This window comes from Pseudomonas sp. DE0010 (assembly GCF_007680745.1).
In the GTDB taxonomy this organism is placed as follows: domain Bacteria; phylum Pseudomonadota; class Gammaproteobacteria; order Pseudomonadales; family Pseudomonadaceae; genus Aquipseudomonas; species Aquipseudomonas parafulva_B.
In genome coordinates this window covers 63,957-83,383 of sequence record NZ_VEJQ01000016.1, presented here as the reverse complement: position 1 = coordinate 83,383, position 19,427 = coordinate 63,957, and the positions used below count along the sequence as shown (strand labels likewise).

Below are 19,427 nucleotides of genomic sequence, written 5' to 3'. Positions count from 1 at the left end.
TCAGCGCATGAAGCGCTTACAGACGCAAGCGCCCACCGCGCCGACGCGCCGTCGACAGCCCATGGGGCACCAGGCTCGAACGGGTGTGGGCATGGCACAAGGCGATGGCCAGCGCGTCGGAAGCATCGATCTGGGGCTTCTGGGTCAGCTTGAGCAGGTGCATGACCATCATCATCACCTGGTCCTTGTTCGCCCCGCCCGTACCGGCCACTGCCTGCTTGACCTGAGTGGCGCTGTACTCGGCGATTTCCAACCCTGCTTCAGCCGCGGCGACGATGGCCGCGCCTCGGGCTTGTCCCAGTTTGAGGGCGGAATCGGCGTTGCGGGCCATGAACACCCGCTCGATGCCCATGGTCACCGGGCCATGCTGGCCGATGACTTCGCTGACCCCCCGAAACACGATCTGCAAGCGCTCGTGCAGTTCACCACTGCCTGTGCGGATGCAGCCTGAGGCCACGTACTCGCAACCACGTGCGGTCTGGCGGACGACGCCATAACCTGTGATGCGCGAGCCGGGGTCGATACCTAGAATCAGAGTCATAGCGCCTGTCGTTGAAGTGAAGCGGTGTGCAAACAGTACAGGCCCTTTCGCAGGTCAACCCCCTGGCCAGGTCGCATGTGTCGCCACCTGTGCCACGGGTGCCCTGCGAAAGGGCCTGTACGACGCCCGGAAGCGTCAGTATGGCGCGCCGGAAAGCCCTCAGCCGAGGTTTTCCATGATCTCGTCGGAAATCTGCGCATTGGAGTAGACGTTCTGTACGTCGTCCAGGTCTTCGAGCATGTCGATCAGCTTGAGTACCTTCTCGGCGCCCTCCTGATCGAGTTCGGCGCTAGTGGTCGGCTGCATCACGATTTCGGCGTCGGCCGCCTTGAAACCGGCCTCTTCCAAGGCATTGCGCACGGCGTAGAAGCTGTTGAACGAGGTGAACACGTCAAACGAGCCGTCCTCGTGGGCCACCACGTCGTCGGCATCGGCCTCCATCGCCGCCTCCATCAAGGCATCCTCCTCCAGGCCCGGTGCAAAGCTGATCTGCCCCTTGCGCTCGAACAGGTAGGCGACCGAGCCATCGGTGCCCAGGTTGCCCCCGCACTTGGCAAAGGCATGGCGCACTGCTGCAGCTGTGCGGTTGCGGTTATCGGTCATGGCCTCGACCATGATCGCTACACCGCCCGGCCCGTAACCTTCATAGGTGAGCTCTTCGACGTTGTCGCTTTCGTTCGTGCCGGCGCCACGGGCCACTGCGCGATCGATGATATCGCGGCTCATGTTGGCGCCCAGGGCCTTGTCCAGCGCCAGGCGCAGGCGCGGGTTGGAGGCAGGGTCCGGGCCGCCTTGCTTGGCAGCGACTGTCAGCTCGCGGATCCACTTGGTGAATACCTTGCCCCTCTTGGCATCCTGGCGCTCTTTGCGGTGCTTGATGTTCGCCCACTTGGAATGACCCGCCATAACGACTCCCGATCCGTGTAACAGAAACAGGTTCCGCCCCGAAGGGCGGAACGTGGAAAGACTGCGCCAAAGCGCGTGGGCGCAACCGCCGGCTGCGCCCGGGCCGATTACTCGACCTTGGTCTGCTCGCGCAGACGGATGTGCAGCTCACGCAATGCCTTGGCATCGACCATGCCCGGCGCCTGGGTCATGACACACGCGGCGCTCTGGGTTTTCGGGAAGGCAATCACTTCACGAATCGACTGGGCGCCGGTCATCAGCATGACCAGGCGATCCAGGCCGAAGGCCAGGCCACCGTGAGGCGGTGCACCGAACTTCAGGGCATCGAGCAGGAAGCCGAACTTCTCTTCCTGTTCCGCCGCCTCGATACCCAGCAGGCGGAACACGGCCTGCTGCATTTCCTTGCGGTGGATACGGATCGAGCCGCCACCGAGTTCGGTACCGTTGAGCACCATGTCATAGGCACGGGACAGGGCCGTGGCCGGGTTGGCTTCCAGTTCCTCGGGCGTGCACTTGGGCGCGGTGAACGGGTGGTGCAGCGCGGTGAAGCTGCCGTCTTCGTTTTCTTCGAACATGGGGAAATCGACGACCCACATCGGCGCCCACTCGCAGGTGAACAGTTCGAAGTCGTGACCCAGACGAATACGCAGGGCGCCCAGCGCTTCGCTGACCACCTTGAACTTGTCGGCACCGAAGAACACGATGTCGCCGTCAACGGCGCCCACGCGGTCGAGGATGGTGTTGAGATTGGCCTCGGGGATGTTCTTGACAATCGGCGACTGCAGACCATCAACGCCCTTGGCACGCTCGTTGACCTTGATGTAGGCAAGGCCACGGGCACCGTAGATGCCGACAAACTTGGTGTATTCGTCGATCTTGCTGCGCGGCATGCTGGCGCCGCCTGGCAGGCGCAGCGCGGTGACGCGGCATTTAGGATCGTTGGCGGGGCCGGCGAATACCTTGAAGTCCACGTCCTTGAGCTGGTCGGCGACGTCAACCAGCTCCAGCGGGATGCGCAGGTCTGGCTTGTCGGAGCCATAGCGACGCATGGCTTCCTCGAAGGTCATGTGCGGGAATTCGCCGAACTCCAGGTCCAGCACTTCCTTGAACAGCTTGCGGATCATGCTCTCGGTCAGGCCCATGATCTCGGACTCGTCCAGGAAGCTGGTCTCGATGTCGATCTGGGTGAATTCCGGCTGGCGATCGGCACGCAGGTCTTCGTCGCGGAAGCACTTGGCAATCTGGTAGTAACGATCGAAACCGGCGACCATCAGCAACTGCTTGAACAGCTGTGGCGACTGCGGCAGGGCGAAGAAGCTACCGGCGTGGGTACGGCTTGGCACCAGGTAGTCGCGCGCGCCTTCAGGGGTGGCGCGGGTCAGGATCGGCGTTTCCACGTCGAGGAAGCCGTTTTCGTCGAGAAAGCGTCGAATGCTGCTGGTGATGCGCGAACGCAGGCGCAGCTTGTCGGCCATCTCAGGGCGACGCAGGTCGATGAAGCGGTAGCGCAGACGCGTTTCTTCACCAACGTCGGAGTATTCGTTCAGCGGGAACGGCGGGGTTTCGGCTTCGTTCAGCACATTGAGCTGGTAGCCGAGGATTTCGATGGCACCGGAGGCCATGTTGCTGTTCACCGCACCTTCCGGGCGACGGCGGACCTTGCCGGTGATCTGCACGACATACTCGCTGCGCACACGGTCGGCTGCGGCGAAGGTGTCGGCGCGATCCGGATCGAAAACGACCTGGGCCATGCCCTCGCGGTCACGGATGTCGAGGAAGATCACCCCGCCGTGGTCCCGGCGACGATGGACCCAGCCGCAAAGGGTGACTTCCTGGCCGTCCAGGCTCTCGTTCAGTTGGCCGCAATAATGGCTGCGCATCATGATGGTGGTTTCGCTTCTCGTGATTCGTGTATTCGATGGAGGCCTTGGCCGCCCGGAGGGCTAATACTGCAAGACCCGGTCATAGCATTCAACTCAGTCGGCCTTGTCGCCGCCTGCCAGATTCTTTTTCGCACCGGTCTTGAAGTCGGTTTCGTACCAGCCGTTACCGCTCAGGCGAAAGCCGGGTACCGACAGCAGTTTCTTCATCGCCGGCGCCTGGCAGGCCGGGCAATCGGTGAGCGGCGCGGCGCTGATTTTCTGCAGCACTTCCATACGGTGCTCGCAGGACGCACATTGATAGTCGTAAAGGGGCATGGATGTCTCTCGTCAACCATAACGCTGGCTGCCTGGGCAGCAAAAGGCGGGATTATATATGGTTAACCAGCGCTGCGCAGCCCGCCGGGCAATCAGTGCGACGTCGGTGGCTGCTGCAACCAGGCCACGCAGATCACCCGTATCAGCCCACTGAAGTTGCGCACGCCCCCCTGGCGCAGGTGCACCTCACGGTCGACGTAGGACAACACCGCACTGACCGAGCACTGGTTGGCAGCGGCAATGCGCTCGAGGATACCCCAATACACGGCTTCTAGGCGCAGACAGGTGGAAAAACCATTGAGCCGCACCGAGCGGGAAATAGGCTGGGTCTGCAACATGTCGAAATCTGCCGTGAATGGGTCGACGCATTGCTTGCCGGGCCAGCGCCCCTGACCTGCCGTCCGCTTGCCAGACTGAGCCATCTGCACACCTCCTGATGATTGAACCAAGGGGTGTATCAAGCGCCGAACGCGCCAGTGCAGAGCAGCGGCAAACCCTTCCCGCACAGAAACCGGCAGGCCGGCCCAGCCACCCTGGGCAGGCCTGCCGGCACGACCCGGCTATTTCTCGTCGAGCAACACGCGCAGCATCCAGGCGGTCTTTTCGTGGACCTGCATGCGCTGGGTGAGCAGATCGGCGGTGGGCTCATCGCTGACCTTGTCCACCGCCGGGAAGATACTGCGGGCGGTGCGCACTACCGCCTCCTGCCCTTGCACCAGTTGCCGGATCATCTCGTCGGCCGGGGGAACCCCCTCCTCTTCCTTGATCGAAGAGTGCTTGGCGTAGAACGCATAGGACCCAGGCGCCGGGAACCCCAGGGCGCGGATGCGCTCGGCAATGGCGTCCACCGCCAGCGCCAGCTCGTTGTACTGCTCCTCGAACATCAGGTGCAGGGTACGGAACGAGGGCCCGGTGACGTTCCAATGGAAGTTGTGGGTTTTCAGATACAGCACGTAGGTATCTGAAAGCAGGCGGGAAAGCCCATCGACGATGGACTTGCGATCTTCTTCACTGATGCCGATATCGATTGCCATGATGCTCCCCTTCGGAAAACGTGAAACCCAAGCGGGTGCCGACCACTTTAGCAACACTCTGAGCGCCGCGCCTCTGTCAGGTGGCCGCACGCACAGGGCGCCGGGTGCAGTTTGAGTAGCCTGCAGGTTTACGGTTAAATAGGCAGCGTGCCATTCGTGCGGACTGCAATTGCCGAATGCATAGGCTGAAGGCCACGTGTTCGCGCCAACACTTCATGCGCACCGGGCCGTCAGCTCTTCCCGTGATCAGCTTCAATCAATGTGAGCCAATCCCATGTTCAAGATCGTCCACCTGGTGACAGGCGCGGCAGCCTTGCTGCTAGCGTTCATACCCAGCCTTAAAACCGAGGCAACGCCTTTCCTGCAACAACCCGACGCGGTCTACCTGGCCCTGTTCGGCTTGCTCAACCTGATCCTGGCGCCTGTCCTGCCGCTGTACTACCGAGGTGCCAGGCAGCAGTTGCAATACCTGGCCTGCGCCCTGCTGGTGGTGGCCGTGGTGCTGCAGACCCTTACCGTGCTGGCTCGACCGGAGCTTGGCAACCTGGCGGCGCTGGTGTGCGCCGCTCTGGCCGTGGCCCTGCACCTGGGCGCAGGCTTTGCCCAGGGCACGCGCAAGGTACGCAGCAGCCAACAGCCACTGACGGAGGCCGGCAACCGAGATATGGGCACGGTCAAGTGGTTCAATACGTCCAAGGGGTTCGGGTTCATTTCCAGGGACTCAGGCGATGACATCTTCGTGCACTTTCGCGCCATCCGCGGCGAGGGCCATCGCATCCTGGTAGAGGGTCAACGCGTCGAGTTCTCGGTCATGCACCGCGACAAGGGCCTGCAGGCCGAGGATGTGGTCCCCGTCACGCGCCGCTGACAGGCGAGCAGGCTTCAACACGTTGAAACCAGGCCTGTCGCTTCGCCCACGGGTGCGACAGGCCTGACGACCACATGATCAATAGTGAGGCGGCGGCGCCTCTTCACCCTCGCTGCCATACTGACCTGCCATCTCTTCGTAACGTTTGATCAACTCGGCCATCTGCAACTGCAGCCGCTCGATCACGCGCCCTTGCTCGACCACCACATCATTGAGCGCCTGCAGGGTGTCGTCCTGGAATGCCTGGCGCGTTTCCAGCTCGATCATTCTCGGCTCAAGCGACATCGGCGGCCTCCTGGAAACCTTCGAGGTGCAGATTTCGCACGCGGGCGCGTATCGCCTGTACTTGTGCGTCGGTATAGGCCACGGCCGGGCATTTGCCCCAGACCGGTGCAGGCCAGGCCACATCACCGTGCTGGCGAACGATCACGTGCATGTGCATTTGGCTGACCACATTGCCCAACGTCGCCACGTTCATCTTGTCAGCCCCGTAGCTGCGCTTGAGCGCCTCGGCAAGCTGCGTGGTTTCCTGCCAGAGCAGGTGCTGGTCATCCAGGCTCAGGTCGAACAGTTCGCTGACCTGGGCACGGCGGGGCACCAGGATGAACCAGGGGTAGTTGGCATCTCGGCTCAGCAGCAACTGGCACAGGGCGAAATCGCCCAGCACCCATGTGTCCTGCTGCAAGCGTGGATCAAGAACGAACACGGCGTACCTCCTTCAGGCAAAGCGACCCGCACGGTGGCGGTAAAAAACGGCAGCAAGGATACCTTGCGCAATTGCGGTAACACAGCGCTACTTTTCGCACCAATAAGGTGCTTCGCCACGTCGACTGACTCCGTGGCCCACCACAATTGACACCGCATCAACATGTTGCGGTAACACATTGACTTTGATAGCAAGCTAGCCAACTGAATAGCCCGGCCGGGCAGGCTTGAGGTGCAGTCCGACCAACCCCCGTGTTTACGGCGGTTAAAAACGGATTCCTGAAAATTTTGTGAAAAATTCATCAATGCCAGCCCAAGTTGAGCACGCTTGTTGCATTGCCTTCACCCCAAGTCGGCATGCTCTCTGAAACACCTGCACACCGGGCGTCACCACCCTCGGATGCGACGCTGAATTGCCCGACAGCGACACGACCAAAAAGTTCCATCAAGAGTGCTTTACGCCGTATCGCCAACGACCTTCAGCGTGCTATACATTTTCGCCGACATAACAAGAAAGAGCTGCACCCTATAACTAGAACACCTGGATGCAGCGGTACTCTTCCTAAAAAAACCAAAGGAGCAAGTCACGATGCGCGTGATGAAGTGGAGCATGATCGCCCTGGCCGTTTCGGCGGGGTCCTCGCAGATGGCACTGGCCTCTTCGCAGGATGAGTCCAAAGGTTTCATTGAAGACAGCAAGCTGAGCGTCAAAACTCGCATGCTGTATTTCAGCCGTGATTTCCGCAACAACGAAGGCGGCCAGAGCCGCCGTGAAGAAACCGGCCTCGGCTTCGTGGGCACTTATGAGTCGGGCTTCACCCAGGGCACCGTGGGCGTGGGTATCGACGCCATTGGCATGCTCGGCCTGAAACTGGACAGCGGCAAGGGCCGTGCTGGCACCGGCCTGTTCCCGAACGGCTCGGACGGCCGTGCACAGGATGACTACTCCAAGGGTGGCGGCGCGGTTAAATTCCGTATTTCCGACACCGTGCTGAAAGTCGGCGACCAGTTCACTGCCCTGCCAGTGTTCGCCACCGACGACAGCCGCCTGCTGCCGGAAATCGCCCAGGGCGCGTTGCTGACCAGCAACGACATCAAGGGCCTGACCCTGCACGCGGGTCGCTTCACCAGCCTGACCGGTCAGGAACAGACCAACCGTGACAGCCTGCGCCTGAAAGAAGCCGACGTATTCGGCGGCACCTATGCCTTCACCGACAGCCTGTCCACCAGCCTGTACTACTCCAAGGTCGAAGACTACTGGCGCAAATACTACGCCAACGTCAACTGGGCGCTGCCGCTGTCGGACAAGCAAGGCCTGGTGTTCGACTTCAACTTCTATGACACCAAGAGCGACGGCCAAGGCCTGCAACGCGCCGAAAAAGACGGCGTGACCAAGCTCGACAACCGTGCGTTCAGCCTGTCCGGTGCGTACAACATCGGCGCCCACACCTTCACCCTGGCCTACCAGAAAGTGACCGGCGACGGCGACTATGGCTACGGCGTCGACGGTGGCGGCACCGTGTTCCTGGCCAACTCCGTGGCCCGTTCCGACTTCAACGCCGAAGGCGAGAAGTCCTGGCAGGCTCGCTACGACCTGAACTTCGCCGAGTACGGCATTCCAGGCCTGAGCTTCATGACCCGCTACGTGCGTGGCAGCGGCGCCGACACCGGCACCACCAGCAACGGCAAGGAATGGGAACGCGACATCGACATCAAGTACGTGATGCAAGAGGGCCCTGCCAAGGACCTGAGCTTCCGCGTTCGTCAAGCCACCTACCGTTCTTCCGATGGCGTCTACTACGGCTCCCCATCGCTGGACGAGCTGCGCCTGATCGTGGAGTACCCGCTGAGCATCCTGTAAGCCTGGCTTGCAACGCTTCGCACCTGAAAAGCCCGGCGACCGTGCCGGGCTTTTTCTTGGCTGACAAGCAGGACGCCCTGGGGCATCCTGTACGCCTTGGCTTCACCCCCGTACAATGCGGGGCTATTTCAACGTCTTAGGCAATCGACACGGCTAACCATGCGCACCAGTCAATATTTGCTCGCCACCCAAAAAGAAACCCCTGCCGACGCAGTGGTCATCAGCCATCAGCTCATGCTGCGTGCCGGCATGATCCGCAAACTGGCTTCGGGCCTATACACCTGGCTGCCGATGGGCCTGCGGGTAATGCGCAAGGTCGAGAACGTGGTGCGCGAGGAAATGAACGCCGCCGGCGCCCTGGAAGTGCTCATGCCCAGCATCCAGCCTGCCGAACTGTGGCAGGAGTCCGGCCGCTGGGAGCAGTACGGTCCCGAGCTGCTGAGGGTCAAGGACCGGCATCAGCGCGATTTCTGCGTGGGCCCAACCCACGAAGAGGTCATCACCGACCTGGCGCGCAACGAGCTGTCGAGCTACAAGCAGCTGCCGTTGAACATGTACCAGATCCAAACCAAATTCCGCGATGAAATCCGCCCGCGCTTCGGCCTGATGCGTGGCCGCGAGTTCATCATGAAGGACGCCTACTCCTTCCATGCCGACCAGGCTTCCCTCCAGGAAACCTATGACCGCATGCACCAGGCGTACACCAATGTGTTCACCCGCCTGGGGCTGGATTTCCGTCCGGTGCAGGCCGACACCGGTTCCATTGGTGGCAGCTACTCCCATGAATTCCACGTCCTGGCCCAGTCCGGTGAGGACGATGTGATCTTCAGCGATAGCTCCGACTATGCTGCCAACATCGAAAAGGCCGAGGCCGTGCCGCGCGAAACCGTGCGCCCTGCCCCAACCGAAGAGCTGCGCCTGGTCGATACGCCCGATGCCAAGACCATCGCCCAGCTGGTCGAAAACTTCGGTCTGCCGATCGAAAAGACCGTCAAGACCTTGATCGTACGCGGCGCCGAGGAAGGCAAGCTGGTCGCCCTGATCGTGCGCGGCGATCACGAGCTCAACGAAATCAAGGCCGCCAAGCTGGAACAGGTGGCCGACCCCCTGGTCATGGCCACCGATGCCGAACTGCGCGAGGCCATCGGTGCTGGGGCAGGCTCGCTGGGCCCGCTGAACCTGCCGCTCGAGTGCGTGATCGACCGTTCGGTCGCCCTGATGAGCGACTTCGGTATCGGTGCCAATATCGACGACAAGCACTATTTCGGCGTGAACTGGGAGCGTGACTTGCCAGTGCCGCAGGTGGCCGACCTGCGCAACGTGGTCGAAGGCGACCCGAGCCCGGATGGCCAGGGTACCCTGGTAATCAAGCGTGGCATCGAGGTAGGTCACATCTTCCAGCTGGGTACCAAGTACAGCGAAGCCCTCAAGTGCCAGGTTCTGGGCGAAAACGGCAAGCCGGTCATGCTGTCCATGGGCTGCTATGGCATCGGCGTGTCCCGCGTGGTAGCGGCTGCCATCGAGCAGAACCACGATGAGAAAGGCATCATCTGGAACGACGCCCTGGCGCCCTTCCAGATTGCCCTGGTACCCCTGCGCTATGAAACCGACGTGGTTCGCGAAGCTACCGACAAGCTGTATGCCGAGTTGACTGCGGCAGGTTACGAAGTGCTGCTCGACGACCGCGACAAGAAGACCAGCCCCGGCATCAAGTTTGCCGACATGGAGCTGATCGGCATTCCGCATCGCATCGTCGTCAGTGATCGCAGCCTGGCCGATGGCAACCTGGAATACAAACACCGTACCGAGCAGGATGCCCAGGTGTTGCCACTCGAAGAAGTGCTGACCTTCCTGCAGGCCCGCGTTCGCCGCTGATAATCAATGCACGAGTGATCATGTCCAAGCGAAGTACCTATAAGCTCAAGGGCGCCGCACTGTGCGGCGCCCTGCTCGTCAGCGGCTGCGCCAACCAGATGCCCCAGCGCAGCGACCACGAGGAGCGCGTCGAGCGCAAACTGCTCGAACACACCCTGCAGATCGACGTTGGCGAGCCGAAGGTGATGGAGCTGCCGCAACGACGTGTACGCGTGCATGAGCAGAAGCGTTTCGAGGTCACCGAGTTCGAGGTGACGCGCCATTACGACCGCTACACGCCTTACCAACCCTGGCGGGAAATCTACGAGATTCCGCTGGGCGCCGTGGCGGTTGTAGCGGGCGTGGGTGCCAACGTGGTCAACGTCTTCGCCTTGGGCAACCTGCCCCAGAGCATTACCCACGATTGGCTCAGTTATGGCGTGGACGGCCTTAATCCGTTCATGAACGTGCCTTCCAACGGCCGCGCCCAGCAGAACCTGGCAGGTATCAGCGAAGTGCAGAAAGCCAAGCGCGAAGAGGCCACGAGCATGCCGTGGAGCGAGCGCCTGGTGGAGGTCAAGGCCGGCAAGAACACCTATGAGCTGACCACCGACCGCGCGGGCATCCTGCGCCTGAACCTGCTCGACAGCCCCTTCTCGGAGCAGAACCTCAACCATGTCGGCACCTTGCACCTGCAAGTGGTCGATGAGGACAACGCCGTGCGCGGTGACGCCAGTTTGTTGATCAGCGCCACGCTGCGCAACAAGTTGCGCGAAGCTCACGAGCTGATTTTCGACGACCTCGAAGATGATGAGGTGAGCCAGTGGGTGCACCGGGTCAAGCGGCTGTCCGAGCTGGGCCTTGAAGAGGAAGCCAGTGAGTTGGAGCAGAGCCTGATCGAGCTGACGCGCAACGATCCCGAGTTGCAACAGGAGTTCTTGCAGTCCCTGACCAAGGCCACTGGCCGGCTGGTTGCCGATCCCGGGCATTGATGGCCGCCTGTGGTTGACCTGCGTTGGGCCCGTGATGGGCTCAACGCGGGGCAACTGCCTTTAATAGGCCTTACACGCTCCTGCCCCATAGAAGCCGGCCTACCGGCGATATAATCCGAAGCAGTCCCTTCGAGCGCAACTTTCGTGACCCGCAGCACTTTCCTTGCGAGCTATACCGGCGGGAAAAGCTCCAGCTGTTCATGCGCACCGCGCAAGTCCCGCAATCTCACCCCTACACCTAGCAATCGCACAGGTTTACCACCGCGCGCGAACGCCTGCGTCACCAGCTGCCGGTAACTGTCCAAGTCCCTGCCGGCGCCTGCTTGCTCAAGGGTGGTCTGGGTAAAGTCATGGAACTTGACCTTGACGAAAGGCTTTTCCGGCCGGTAGGTGCTGTCCATCCGCTCGATGCGCTCGTTCAGGCTCTGCAGCAATTCCGGCAACCGTGCCAGGCAACTGGGCAAATCCGGCAGGTCGGTGTCGTAGGTATTCTCGACGCTGACCGACTGCCGCCGGCTGTCGTTTTGAACCACGCGATCATCGATACCACGCGCCAGTCCCCACAACCGCTCGCCAAAGGTGCCGAACTCTCGCACCAACGCCAGGCGAGACCATTCGCGCAACTGCGAGCAGGTCTCGATCCCCAGGCGGGTCAGCTTGTCTGCTGTGACCTTGCCCACACCGTGCAGGCGGGTGACCGGCAGCGTCGCCACGAACGCTTCTATTTCATCAGGCCTGATCACGAACAGGCCATTGGGCTTTCGCCAGTCGCTGGCGATCTTGGCCAGAAACTTGTTGGGCGCCACTCCGGCCGAGACGGTGATATGCAGGGTACGGGCCACGCGCCGACGGATGTCCTCGGCGATGCGTGTAGCGCTGCCGGCATACCATTGGCTTTCGCTGACATCCAGGTAGGCCTCGTCCAAGGACAGCGGCTCGATCAGGTCGGTGTAGTCACGAAAGATGGCATGGATCTCTCGAGAAGCCTCACGGTAAGCCTCGAAGCGCGGCTTGACGATCAACAGGTCCGGACACAACTTGAGGGCGTGACGGGACGACATTGCAGAACGCACCCCGTAGGCACGCGCTTCATAATTGCACGTGGCGATGACCCCACGCCTTTCGGCCGACCCGCCCACTGCCATGGGGCGACCTGCAAGACGAGGGTCGTCGCGCATTTCGATGGCAGCATAAAAGCAGTCGCAGTCGACGTGAATGATCTTGCGCAGGGACATGGATGACCGTAGGCACTGTAAATTCATACAGATAATAGCGCATGGTTTCGTGTTCAAACAGCATGGCCGTGGGTTGGGCAACGCCGGTCTTCGGCTCAGGGGAACGACCCCTGCCCGCGCCTTGCAAGGCTAAAGGGTTGAACAAAAAGGGCTTTTCATACTATTTGCTTGACACTGGGCAAGAAATCCGTAGAATTCGATCTCACAGGCGCGGGATGGAGCAGCCTGGTAGCTCGTCGGGCTCATAACCCGAAGGTCGTCGGTTCAAATCCGGCTCCCGCAACCAGATTCAAGAAAAGGCCACTGTTAACGCAGTGGCCTTTTTCTTTGCGCGTGTGTAAAGCAATTCGTAAAAAACCTCGGTAAATCAATGAGTAGCACTTGACACCCCCTGCTAAAGCTGTAGAATCCGCCCCACAGACGCGGGATGGAGCAGTCTGGTAGCTCGTCGGGCTCATAACCCGAAGGTCGTCGGTTCAAATCCGGCTCCCGCAACCAAGTTCAAGAAAAGGCCACTGTTAACGCAGTGGCCTTTTTCTTTGCCTGTCATACGGCGGCAGGATTGGCACGGGTGCGCCCTGCCCTGTTCGAGTGTTGCCCGCGCGCTTCATTAAACACTTGACATCAATGCACTTCGCTGTAGAATGCGCACCTCTGACGCGGGATGGAGCAGTCTGGTAGCTCGTCGGGCTCATAACCCGAAGGTCGTCGGTTCAAATCCGGCTCCCGCAACCATATTCGTCAGAACAAACCCCGCACGTAGCGATACGCGCGGGGTTTTTCGTTTCTACCTCCCTTACTTGCAAGCGATGCCTGCATGCCTTGGCGCCCCCTCCCGATTAGCGGCTGGCGCTGCCCTTGCGTGGATGAACTATCTTTAACCCCTGCCGGGCTGTTATGCGCCCATGGCCGGAGTAATATTGGATACGTTTTCCAAAGGGACTTTCACTTGGCCGCGCCTCTTCTTCACCTCGTGCCTGACGCCCGGGGTAATTCATGACCGCTCAGAACCCTGAACCTACGGTGCCGCTGGCCACAGCGTTGCCCGGAGCCGTGCAGCGCCTGCCCTTGCTTGAACGGATAAGCCGCTATCGTCAGCCGATCGGGCTGGCGGTGACGCTGGTGCTGTTCACCATGGCCTTGATCGCCTGCCGCCACCTGCTGAGCGAGCTGGACATCTATGCCTTGCACGATGCCATGCTCGAAGTGCCGGTGCAGTCACTGCTTGGCGCGCTGCTGGCGACCGTGATCGGATTCGTGATTCTGCTGGGCTACGAGTGGTCGGCCAGCCGCTACGCTGGGGTCAAGCTACCTGCGCGAACGTTGATACTGGGCGGTTTCAGCGCCTTCGCCATCGGCAATGCCATCGGCCTGTCCATGCTGTCGGGCGGCTCGGTGCGCTACCGGCTGTATGCACGCCAAGGCGTGGGTGCGGGCGAGGTCGCGCGCATGACCGTCTTCGCGAGCCTTTCACTGGGTTGTGCACTGCCACCGCTCGCAGCATTGGCCACCCTTAGCAATCTGCCCGCCGCCTCGACTGCCCTGCGGTTGCCGCAAGGCTTGCTGGCCGGCATTGCGGTTGCCGTCCTGGCCGCCTGCGCACTGTTGGCGGTAGGCCTGTACCGCAAGCGGCTGGCCGAGCAGCCAGTGCCTGACAATCTGCTGGTGCAACTGGGTCGGCGTACGCTACGACTGCCCGGCGCCCGGCTTACTGGCCTGCAACTGCTGATCACGGCACTGGACGTCGCCGCCGCCGCTACCGTGCTCTACCTGCTGCTGCCCGAAGCACCCCCGTTCGGTGCCTTCGTACTGGTCTACCTCCTGGCGCTGGCCGCGGGCGTGCTCAGCCATGTACCGGGTGGCGTTGGTGTGTTCGAGGCCATCCTGCTGGCCGCCTTCGCCGATCAATTGGGCGCTGCGCCATTGGCGGCCGCGTTGCTGTTGTACCGCATCATCTATGTGGTGCTGCCGCTTCTGCTGGCCTGCGTCCTGCTGCTGGCCAACGAAGCCCGGCGCTTGCTGTTCGCGCGGCAGGCCATGAAGGCTGCCTCCGGGCTGGCAGCGCCTATCCTGGCCATCATGGTATTTCTGTCTGGGGTGGTGCTGCTGTTTTCCGGCGCCACGCCCGAGATCGATACCCGCCTTGAGCACATGGGCTTTCTGATCCCTCATCGGCTGATCGATGCCTCCCACTTCGGCGCCAGCCTGATCGGCGTACTGTGCCTGCTGCTGGCCCAAGGCCTGCGTCGGCGCCTGTCGGCCGCATGGCTGCTGACCACGGTGCTGTTGCTGGTGGGTGCATTGCTCTCGCTGCTCAAGGGGTTCGATTGGGAGGAAGCCTGCCTGCTGACCTTCACGGCCGCGCTCCTGGCCTTGTTCCGCCGCTCGTTCTACCGGCCCAGCCGTTTGATGGAGCTGCCGTTCTCGCCAGTGTACCTGGTGGCCAGCGCCTGCGCGGTGGGCGCCTCGGTGTGGCTGCTGTTGTTCGCCTACCAGGATGTTCCCTACAGCCATCAGCTGTGGTGGCAGTTCACCCTGGACGCCGATGCCCCCCGTGGGCTGCGTGCGGCGATGGGCAGTGCCTTGCTGCTAGCAGCGCTGGCGCTGACCTGGCTGCTACGCACCGCACCGCCGGTGATCCACCTGCCCGATGAAGCCGAATTGCAACGTGCCCATCGCATTCTGCAGGCATCCGACCAGCCCGATGGCGGCCTGGCCCTGACCGGCGACAAGGCGCTGCTGTTCCATCCCCGGGACAACGCGTTCCTGATGTATGCCCGCCGTGGTCGCAGCCTGGTAGCGCTCTACGATCCGATCGGGCCGGCCCAGGAGCGTGCCGAAATGATCTGGCAGTTCCGCGACCTGTGCGACCTGCACCACGCCCGACCGGTGTTTTACCAGGTGCGTGCGGAGAACCTGCCGTTCTACATGGATATCGGCCTGACCGCGTTGAAGCTTGGTGAAGAAGCCCGTGTCGACCTGCGCCGCTTCGACCTCGACGCCAAGGGCAAGGAGATGAAGGACCTGCGCTACACGTGGAATCGAGGCGGCCGTGACGGGCTGAGCCTGGAAATCCATGAGCCAGGCCATGCGCCGCTGGCTGAGCTCAAGGAAATTTCCGATGCATGGCTAAGTGGCAAGAACGTTCGCGAAAAGGGTTTTTCGCTGGGCCGTTTCAGCCCGGATTATCTGCAACATTTCCGTATCGCCCTGATCCGCTTCCAGGGCCAACCTGTGGCCTTTGCCAACCTGCTCGAGACCCACAGCAACGAGTTGGCCAGCCTCGACCTGATGCGCGCACACCCGCAGGCGCCCAAGCTGACCATGGAGTTCATGATGATCGGCTTGATCCTGCATTACAAAAGCCATGACTACGGCCGCTTCAGCCTGGGCATGGTACCGCTTTCGGGGCTACAACCACGGCGCGGTGCGCCCCTGACCCAGCGCCTGGGCTCGATGGTGTTCCGCCGTGGCGAGCAGCTCTACAACTTCCAAGGGCTGCGCCGGTTCAAGGACAAGTTCCAGCCCGACTGGGAACCTCGCTACATGGCCGTGCCTGCCGGGCTCGACCCGCTGGTGGCGCTGGCCGACACTGCCGCCCTGATTGCCGGCGGCTTGACTGGATTGGTGAAACGCTGATGACCCGACGCTTTTGGCTTTACCTGTTGCTGACCCTGCTGTTGGCCGCCCTGGCCGGCGCCACGGCGTTCTGGTTCTGGACGCGCCCGGCGCCTGATGCACAGCTTGAGCAACTTCAAATCAACGATGCCAGCATCACCCGCGTCACCCCAGGCGTGCATCCCACTGCCTGGGTGGCGATCGGCGTGCCGCAGGACCAGGCCCTGACCCACAAGCAACTGCTGGACCTTGCCCAGGCGGCCGAAGCGCAGTTGGTGCAAGTGGTGCTGCCTGCCGGTGATTGCACCAAGCAGCAGCAAGCCATGGACACGGCCCTGGCGCAGTTGCCGAGCAAACCGACCCTGGTCGCCGGCATTGGCCCGGGTGCCACCCAAGCCTGGCGCTGGCTGGCCAGCCAGAACGACGACAAGGCCAGGGCCATTTCCGTGGGCTTTACGGTCGAGCAGCCAGGGTGCCAGGCCCCCTTGCCCAAGACCGCGCCCCACGGCCACTGGAGCGTGGCGTGGAACGATAACCCGGACGATGCCAGTGCGGCCTTCGTGCGCGACCAGAGCAATGCCGAAACCAGCATCAGCGACTATGACATCCACCTGCCGCAGGTGCTCAAGGCACAGCTGACCCAGGCCTTGGTGGGCCAGGATGGCAACGCATTGGCGATCCCCGTGGTCGAGGTACCTGCCGGTCAAACCACCGATACCGTTACGTTGTTCTTGTCCGGCGATGGTGGCTGGCGCGACCTGGACCGCGACGTGGCCGGCGAGATGGCCAAGCTGGGCTATCCGGTGGTGGGCATCGATACCCTTCGCTACTACTGGCAGCACAAGACACCGGAGCAAAGCGCTGCCGACCTGTCCGAACTGATGCATCACTACCGGCAGAAGTGGGGGACCAAGCGTTTCGTGCTGACGGGGTACTCGTTCGGTGCAGACGTACTGCCTGCCATCTACAACCGCCTGCCGGCGGAAGACCAGCAACGGGTGGACGCTGTCATGTTGCTGGCCTTTGCCCGCAGCGGCAGCTTCGAGATCGAAGTCGAAGGCTGGCTAGGCAAGGAAGGTCAAGAGGCACCCACCGGGCCTGAGATGGCCAAGCTGCCGGCTGCGAAAGTGGTGTGTGTGTACGGGGTAGAGGAAAGCGACGAAAGCGGTTGCACGGACAAGACCGCCGTGGGCGAACGCCTGAAACTGCCGGGCGGGCACCACTTCGATGAAAACTACCCGGCCCTGGCCAAGCGCCTGATCGATGAGATCGAGACGCGTCAGGGCAAGTCGAGTGTGGCTGAGCAGAACTGAGGGCTATTGGACGCACAGTTTGCAAGGGCCAGGTCGAGCGCTCGGCACTGATAGCGCGGATCGGGGGTTACCCAGCGCCCTGCATGACCTCATGCCGCGATAAGCTGCGCAGCAGCCCCAAGATTTCAGCTTCGCAGCGCATATTGCCGGGGCCGCGCTGCGGCCCATCGCGGCACTAGGGCCGCTCCTACAAAGCCCTGTGAAGCTCCTGACTCAGGCGTTATGCGGTCAGTGTAGGGGCGGCCTCGCCGGGGCGCCGGACCGGCCGCAATGAGCTGCGCAGCAGCCCCAGTATCCTCGCGTCGCCGCAAACATCACCAGGCCCTAGGGGAATCCCCTCAGCCGCTCCCCTACCCTGTTTCAGATCTCAACCTGAGTCCCCAACTCGATCACCCGGTTGAGCGGCAGGTTGAAGAACCTCAAATTGCCGTTGGCATTCTTCAGCAAAAACGCGAACAGGTTGCCTCGCCAGCGCGACATGCCTTCAAGCCTGGACGCGATCACGGTTTCGCGGCTGAGGAAGTAGGTGGTGCGCATGGGCGTGAAGTCCAGCTCGTCCAGGTGGCAGAGTTTCAGCGCCGCCGGCACGTCCGGCTCATCCATGAAGCCGAAATGCAGCACCACCCTGAAGAAGCCATCGCCATAGGCCTCGACCTCGAATCGCTCCTGCTCAGGCACGCGGGGTCGATCTTCGCTGAGCACCGTCAGCAACACGACCTGGCTATGCAGCACCTGGTTGTGCAGCATGTTGTGCAGCAATGCATGGGGCACGGCATCCGAGCGCGCGGTGAGAAACACTGCCGTGCCCTCCACCCGATGCGGCGGCTGGATGCGGATACTGCTGATGAACAGCGGCAGTGGCAGCGCCCCTTCGTCTATACGCTCGACGAGAATTTGCTTGCCACGTTTCCAGGTGCTCATCAGCAGGAACAGCACACCGCCCGCCAGCACAGGGAAGGCCCCACCCTGGACGATCTTCGGAACGTTGGCGGCAAAGAACAGCCCATCGACGAACAAGAAGCCGAGCAGGAGCGGCACGGCCAGGACCGGTGGCCACTTCCACAGCAACAACATCACCGCCGCCACCAGAATGGTCGTCATCAGCATGGTCCCGGTGACGGCCACGCCATAGGCTGCCGCCAGGGCGCCAGAGGACTCGAAGCCGATCACCAGCAGCACCACGCCCACCATCAACGTCCAGTTGACCGCCGCCACGTAGATTTGCCCTTGCTCGTCACTGGAGGTGTGCTGGATGTGCATGCGCGGGATGTACCCCAGCTGGATGGCCTGTCGGGTGAGCGAGAAGGCGCCGGAGATCACCGCCTGCGACGCAATGACAGTGGCCAGCGTGGCAAGGCCGACCAGCGGCAGCAAGGCCCAGCTAGGGGCCAACAGGTAGAACGGGTTGCGCGCGGCCTCGGGGTTTTGCAGCAGCATGGCGCCCTGGCCAAAGTAGTTGAGCACCAGTGCCGGCAGCACCAGGGCGAACCAGGCCCGTGCGATCGGCTTGCGGCCAAAATGCCCCATGTCGGCGTATAGGGCTTCGGCACCGGTCAGCGCCAGCACCACCGCGCCAAGGATGGCCACGCCCATGCCGGGGTGGACGATGAAGAAATTGACTGCCCAACCGGGGTTGAAGGCGCGCAGCACTTCAGGCGTCTGTGCGATACCATGAACCCCCAGCGCGGCCAGCACCACGAACCAGATGACCATGACCGGGCCGAACAGCTTGCCGATCTTTTCGGTGCCGTGGCGCTGCACCAGAAACAGCGCCACCAGCACCACCAGCGACACCGGCACCACCCAATGATCGATGCCATCGAAGGCCAGGCCCAGGCCCTCGACGGCCGAGAGCACCGAAACGGCCGGGGTGATCATGCTGTCGCCATAGAACAGCGAGGCACCGATCAAGCCGCAGATCACCATGAGGGTCCGCAGGCGCGGATGCGCCGCCGTGGCGCGCCGCGCCAGCGCGGTCAGGGCCATGGTGCCGCCCTCCCCCTGGTTGTCGGCACGCAGGATGAACACCACGTACTTGAACGACACCACCCACAGCAGCGACCAGAGGATCAACGACAGGATCCCCAGCACACCGTCGTGATTGACCTGCACCCCGTAACCGCCCGTGAACACTTCTTTCAAGGTATACAGCGGACTAGTGCCGATATCGCCATAAACCACCCCGACCGCCGCCACCAGCAGGCCCAGCGATCGGGTCGCCCCCTGCTTCGCTGCGTGCCCGCCCTCGGCGTGACTGCTTGCCTGAACCATCGACCACTCCCGCAAAAGGCCCTCACGGCCA

16 protein-coding genes and 3 tRNA genes are annotated in these 19,427 nt (G+C 62.2%); 9 read left to right on the top strand and 10 right to left on the bottom strand.

The window, feature by feature from the left end; all coding sequences use genetic code 11:
- Positions 1–16: 16 nt before the first annotated feature.
- The 6 genes from ruvC to FS767_RS13780 form a co-directional block, all read right to left on the bottom strand.
- Positions 17–541, bottom strand: a complete 525-nt coding sequence (ruvC, locus tag FS767_RS13805) for a crossover junction endodeoxyribonuclease RuvC (protein ID WP_023536229.1) — start codon at positions 539–541, stop codon at positions 17–19.
- Between the two features lie 159 nt (positions 542–700).
- Positions 701–1,447, bottom strand: a complete 747-nt coding sequence (locus FS767_RS13800) for a YebC/PmpR family DNA-binding transcriptional regulator (protein WP_144966268.1) — start codon at positions 1,445–1,447, stop codon at positions 701–703.
- Between the two features lie 107 nt (positions 1,448–1,554).
- The gene (gene aspS, locus FS767_RS13795; RefSeq protein ID WP_144966266.1) at positions 1,555–3,330 is read right to left on the bottom strand and encodes an aspartate--tRNA ligase; all 1,776 of its coding nucleotides are present in this window, start codon (positions 3,328–3,330) and stop codon (positions 1,555–1,557) included.
- A 93-nt stretch (positions 3,331–3,423) separates the two neighbouring features.
- Positions 3,424–3,645, bottom strand: a complete 222-nt coding sequence (locus tag FS767_RS13790) for an FmdB family zinc ribbon protein (protein WP_023536249.1) — start codon at positions 3,643–3,645, stop codon at positions 3,424–3,426.
- Positions 3,646–3,737: 92 nt separating this feature from the next.
- The gene (locus tag FS767_RS13785; protein WP_144966264.1) at positions 3,738–4,067 is read right to left on the bottom strand and encodes a ribbon-helix-helix domain-containing protein; all 330 of its coding nucleotides are present in this window, start codon (positions 4,065–4,067) and stop codon (positions 3,738–3,740) included.
- Positions 4,068–4,205: 138 nt separating this feature from the next.
- Positions 4,206–4,679, bottom strand: coding sequence for a Dps family protein (locus FS767_RS13780; protein WP_023536324.1), 474 nt, complete (start codon positions 4,677–4,679; stop codon positions 4,206–4,208).
- 274 nt (positions 4,680–4,953) lie between these two features.
- Here FS767_RS13780 and FS767_RS23345 point away from each other — a divergent pair, with 274 nt between their 5' ends.
- The gene (locus FS767_RS23345; RefSeq protein WP_144966262.1) at positions 4,954–5,547 is read left to right on the top strand and encodes a cold shock domain-containing protein; all 594 of its coding nucleotides are present in this window, start codon (positions 4,954–4,956) and stop codon (positions 5,545–5,547) included.
- Positions 5,548–5,625: 78 nt separating this feature from the next.
- On the opposite strand, the gene FS767_RS13770 is transcribed toward FS767_RS23345, so the two are convergent.
- Both FS767_RS13770 and FS767_RS13765 read right to left on the bottom strand, forming a co-directional pair.
- On the bottom strand, positions 5,626–5,832 hold the full coding sequence (locus FS767_RS13770) for a SlyX family protein (protein WP_023536323.1): 207 nt from the start codon (positions 5,830–5,832) through the stop codon (positions 5,626–5,628).
- Positions 5,822–6,253 (bottom strand): HIT domain-containing protein, encoded by a 432-nt coding sequence (locus FS767_RS13765; protein ID WP_144966260.1) that lies wholly within the window; start codon positions 6,251–6,253, stop codon positions 5,822–5,824. Before FS767_RS13765 ends, FS767_RS13770 begins: the two co-directional genes overlap by 11 nt.
- Positions 6,254–6,841: 588 nt before the next feature.
- Here FS767_RS13765 and FS767_RS13760 point away from each other — a divergent pair.
- The 3 genes from FS767_RS13760 (at position 6,842) to FS767_RS13750 (ending at position 10,959) form a co-directional block, all read left to right on the top strand.
- Positions 6,842–8,113, top strand: a complete 1,272-nt coding sequence (locus FS767_RS13760; RefSeq protein ID WP_058604319.1) for an OprD family porin — start codon at positions 6,842–6,844, stop codon at positions 8,111–8,113.
- 159 nt (positions 8,114–8,272) lie between these two features.
- The gene (locus FS767_RS13755; protein ID WP_100851028.1) at positions 8,273–9,988 is read left to right on the top strand and encodes a proline--tRNA ligase; all 1,716 of its coding nucleotides are present in this window, start codon (positions 8,273–8,275) and stop codon (positions 9,986–9,988) included.
- Between the two features lie 20 nt (positions 9,989–10,008).
- On the top strand, positions 10,009–10,959 hold the full coding sequence (locus tag FS767_RS13750; RefSeq protein WP_058604321.1) for a hypothetical protein: 951 nt from the start codon (positions 10,009–10,011) through the stop codon (positions 10,957–10,959).
- A 170-nt stretch (positions 10,960–11,129) separates the two neighbouring features.
- On the opposite strand, the gene dinB is transcribed toward FS767_RS13750, so the two are convergent.
- Positions 11,130–12,188, bottom strand: a complete 1,059-nt coding sequence (dinB, locus tag FS767_RS13745) for a DNA polymerase IV (RefSeq protein WP_371921594.1) — start codon at positions 12,186–12,188, stop codon at positions 11,130–11,132.
- A 215-nt stretch (positions 12,189–12,403) separates the two neighbouring features.
- Between dinB and FS767_RS13740 the strand changes: the two genes are divergently transcribed.
- The 5 genes from FS767_RS13740 (at position 12,404) to FS767_RS13720 (ending at position 17,125) form a co-directional block, all read left to right on the top strand.
- Positions 12,404–12,480, top strand: a tRNA-Met gene (locus FS767_RS13740).
- Positions 12,481–12,615: 135 nt separating this feature from the next.
- Positions 12,616–12,692, top strand: a tRNA-Met gene (locus tag FS767_RS13735).
- 160 nt (positions 12,693–12,852) lie between these two features.
- Positions 12,853–12,929: transfer RNA gene (locus tag FS767_RS13730), tRNA-Met, on the top strand.
- A 261-nt stretch (positions 12,930–13,190) separates the two neighbouring features.
- Positions 13,191–15,833, top strand: a complete 2,643-nt coding sequence (gene mprF, locus FS767_RS13725; protein WP_144966256.1) for a bifunctional lysylphosphatidylglycerol flippase/synthetase MprF — start codon at positions 13,191–13,193, stop codon at positions 15,831–15,833.
- Positions 15,833–17,125: a virulence factor family protein gene (locus FS767_RS13720; protein ID WP_058638512.1), complete on the top strand. Its 1,293-nt coding sequence runs from the start codon at positions 15,833–15,835 to the stop codon at positions 17,123–17,125. The genes mprF and FS767_RS13720 overlap by 1 nt, the downstream gene beginning before the upstream one ends.
- 360 nt (positions 17,126–17,485) lie before the next feature.
- Here the strand turns inward: FS767_RS13720 and FS767_RS13715 are convergent, their stop codons facing one another.
- The gene (locus FS767_RS13715) at positions 17,486–19,396 is read right to left on the bottom strand and encodes a potassium transporter Kup (RefSeq protein WP_058604325.1); all 1,911 of its coding nucleotides are present in this window, start codon (positions 19,394–19,396) and stop codon (positions 17,486–17,488) included.
- Positions 19,397–19,427: the final 31 nt, after the last annotated feature.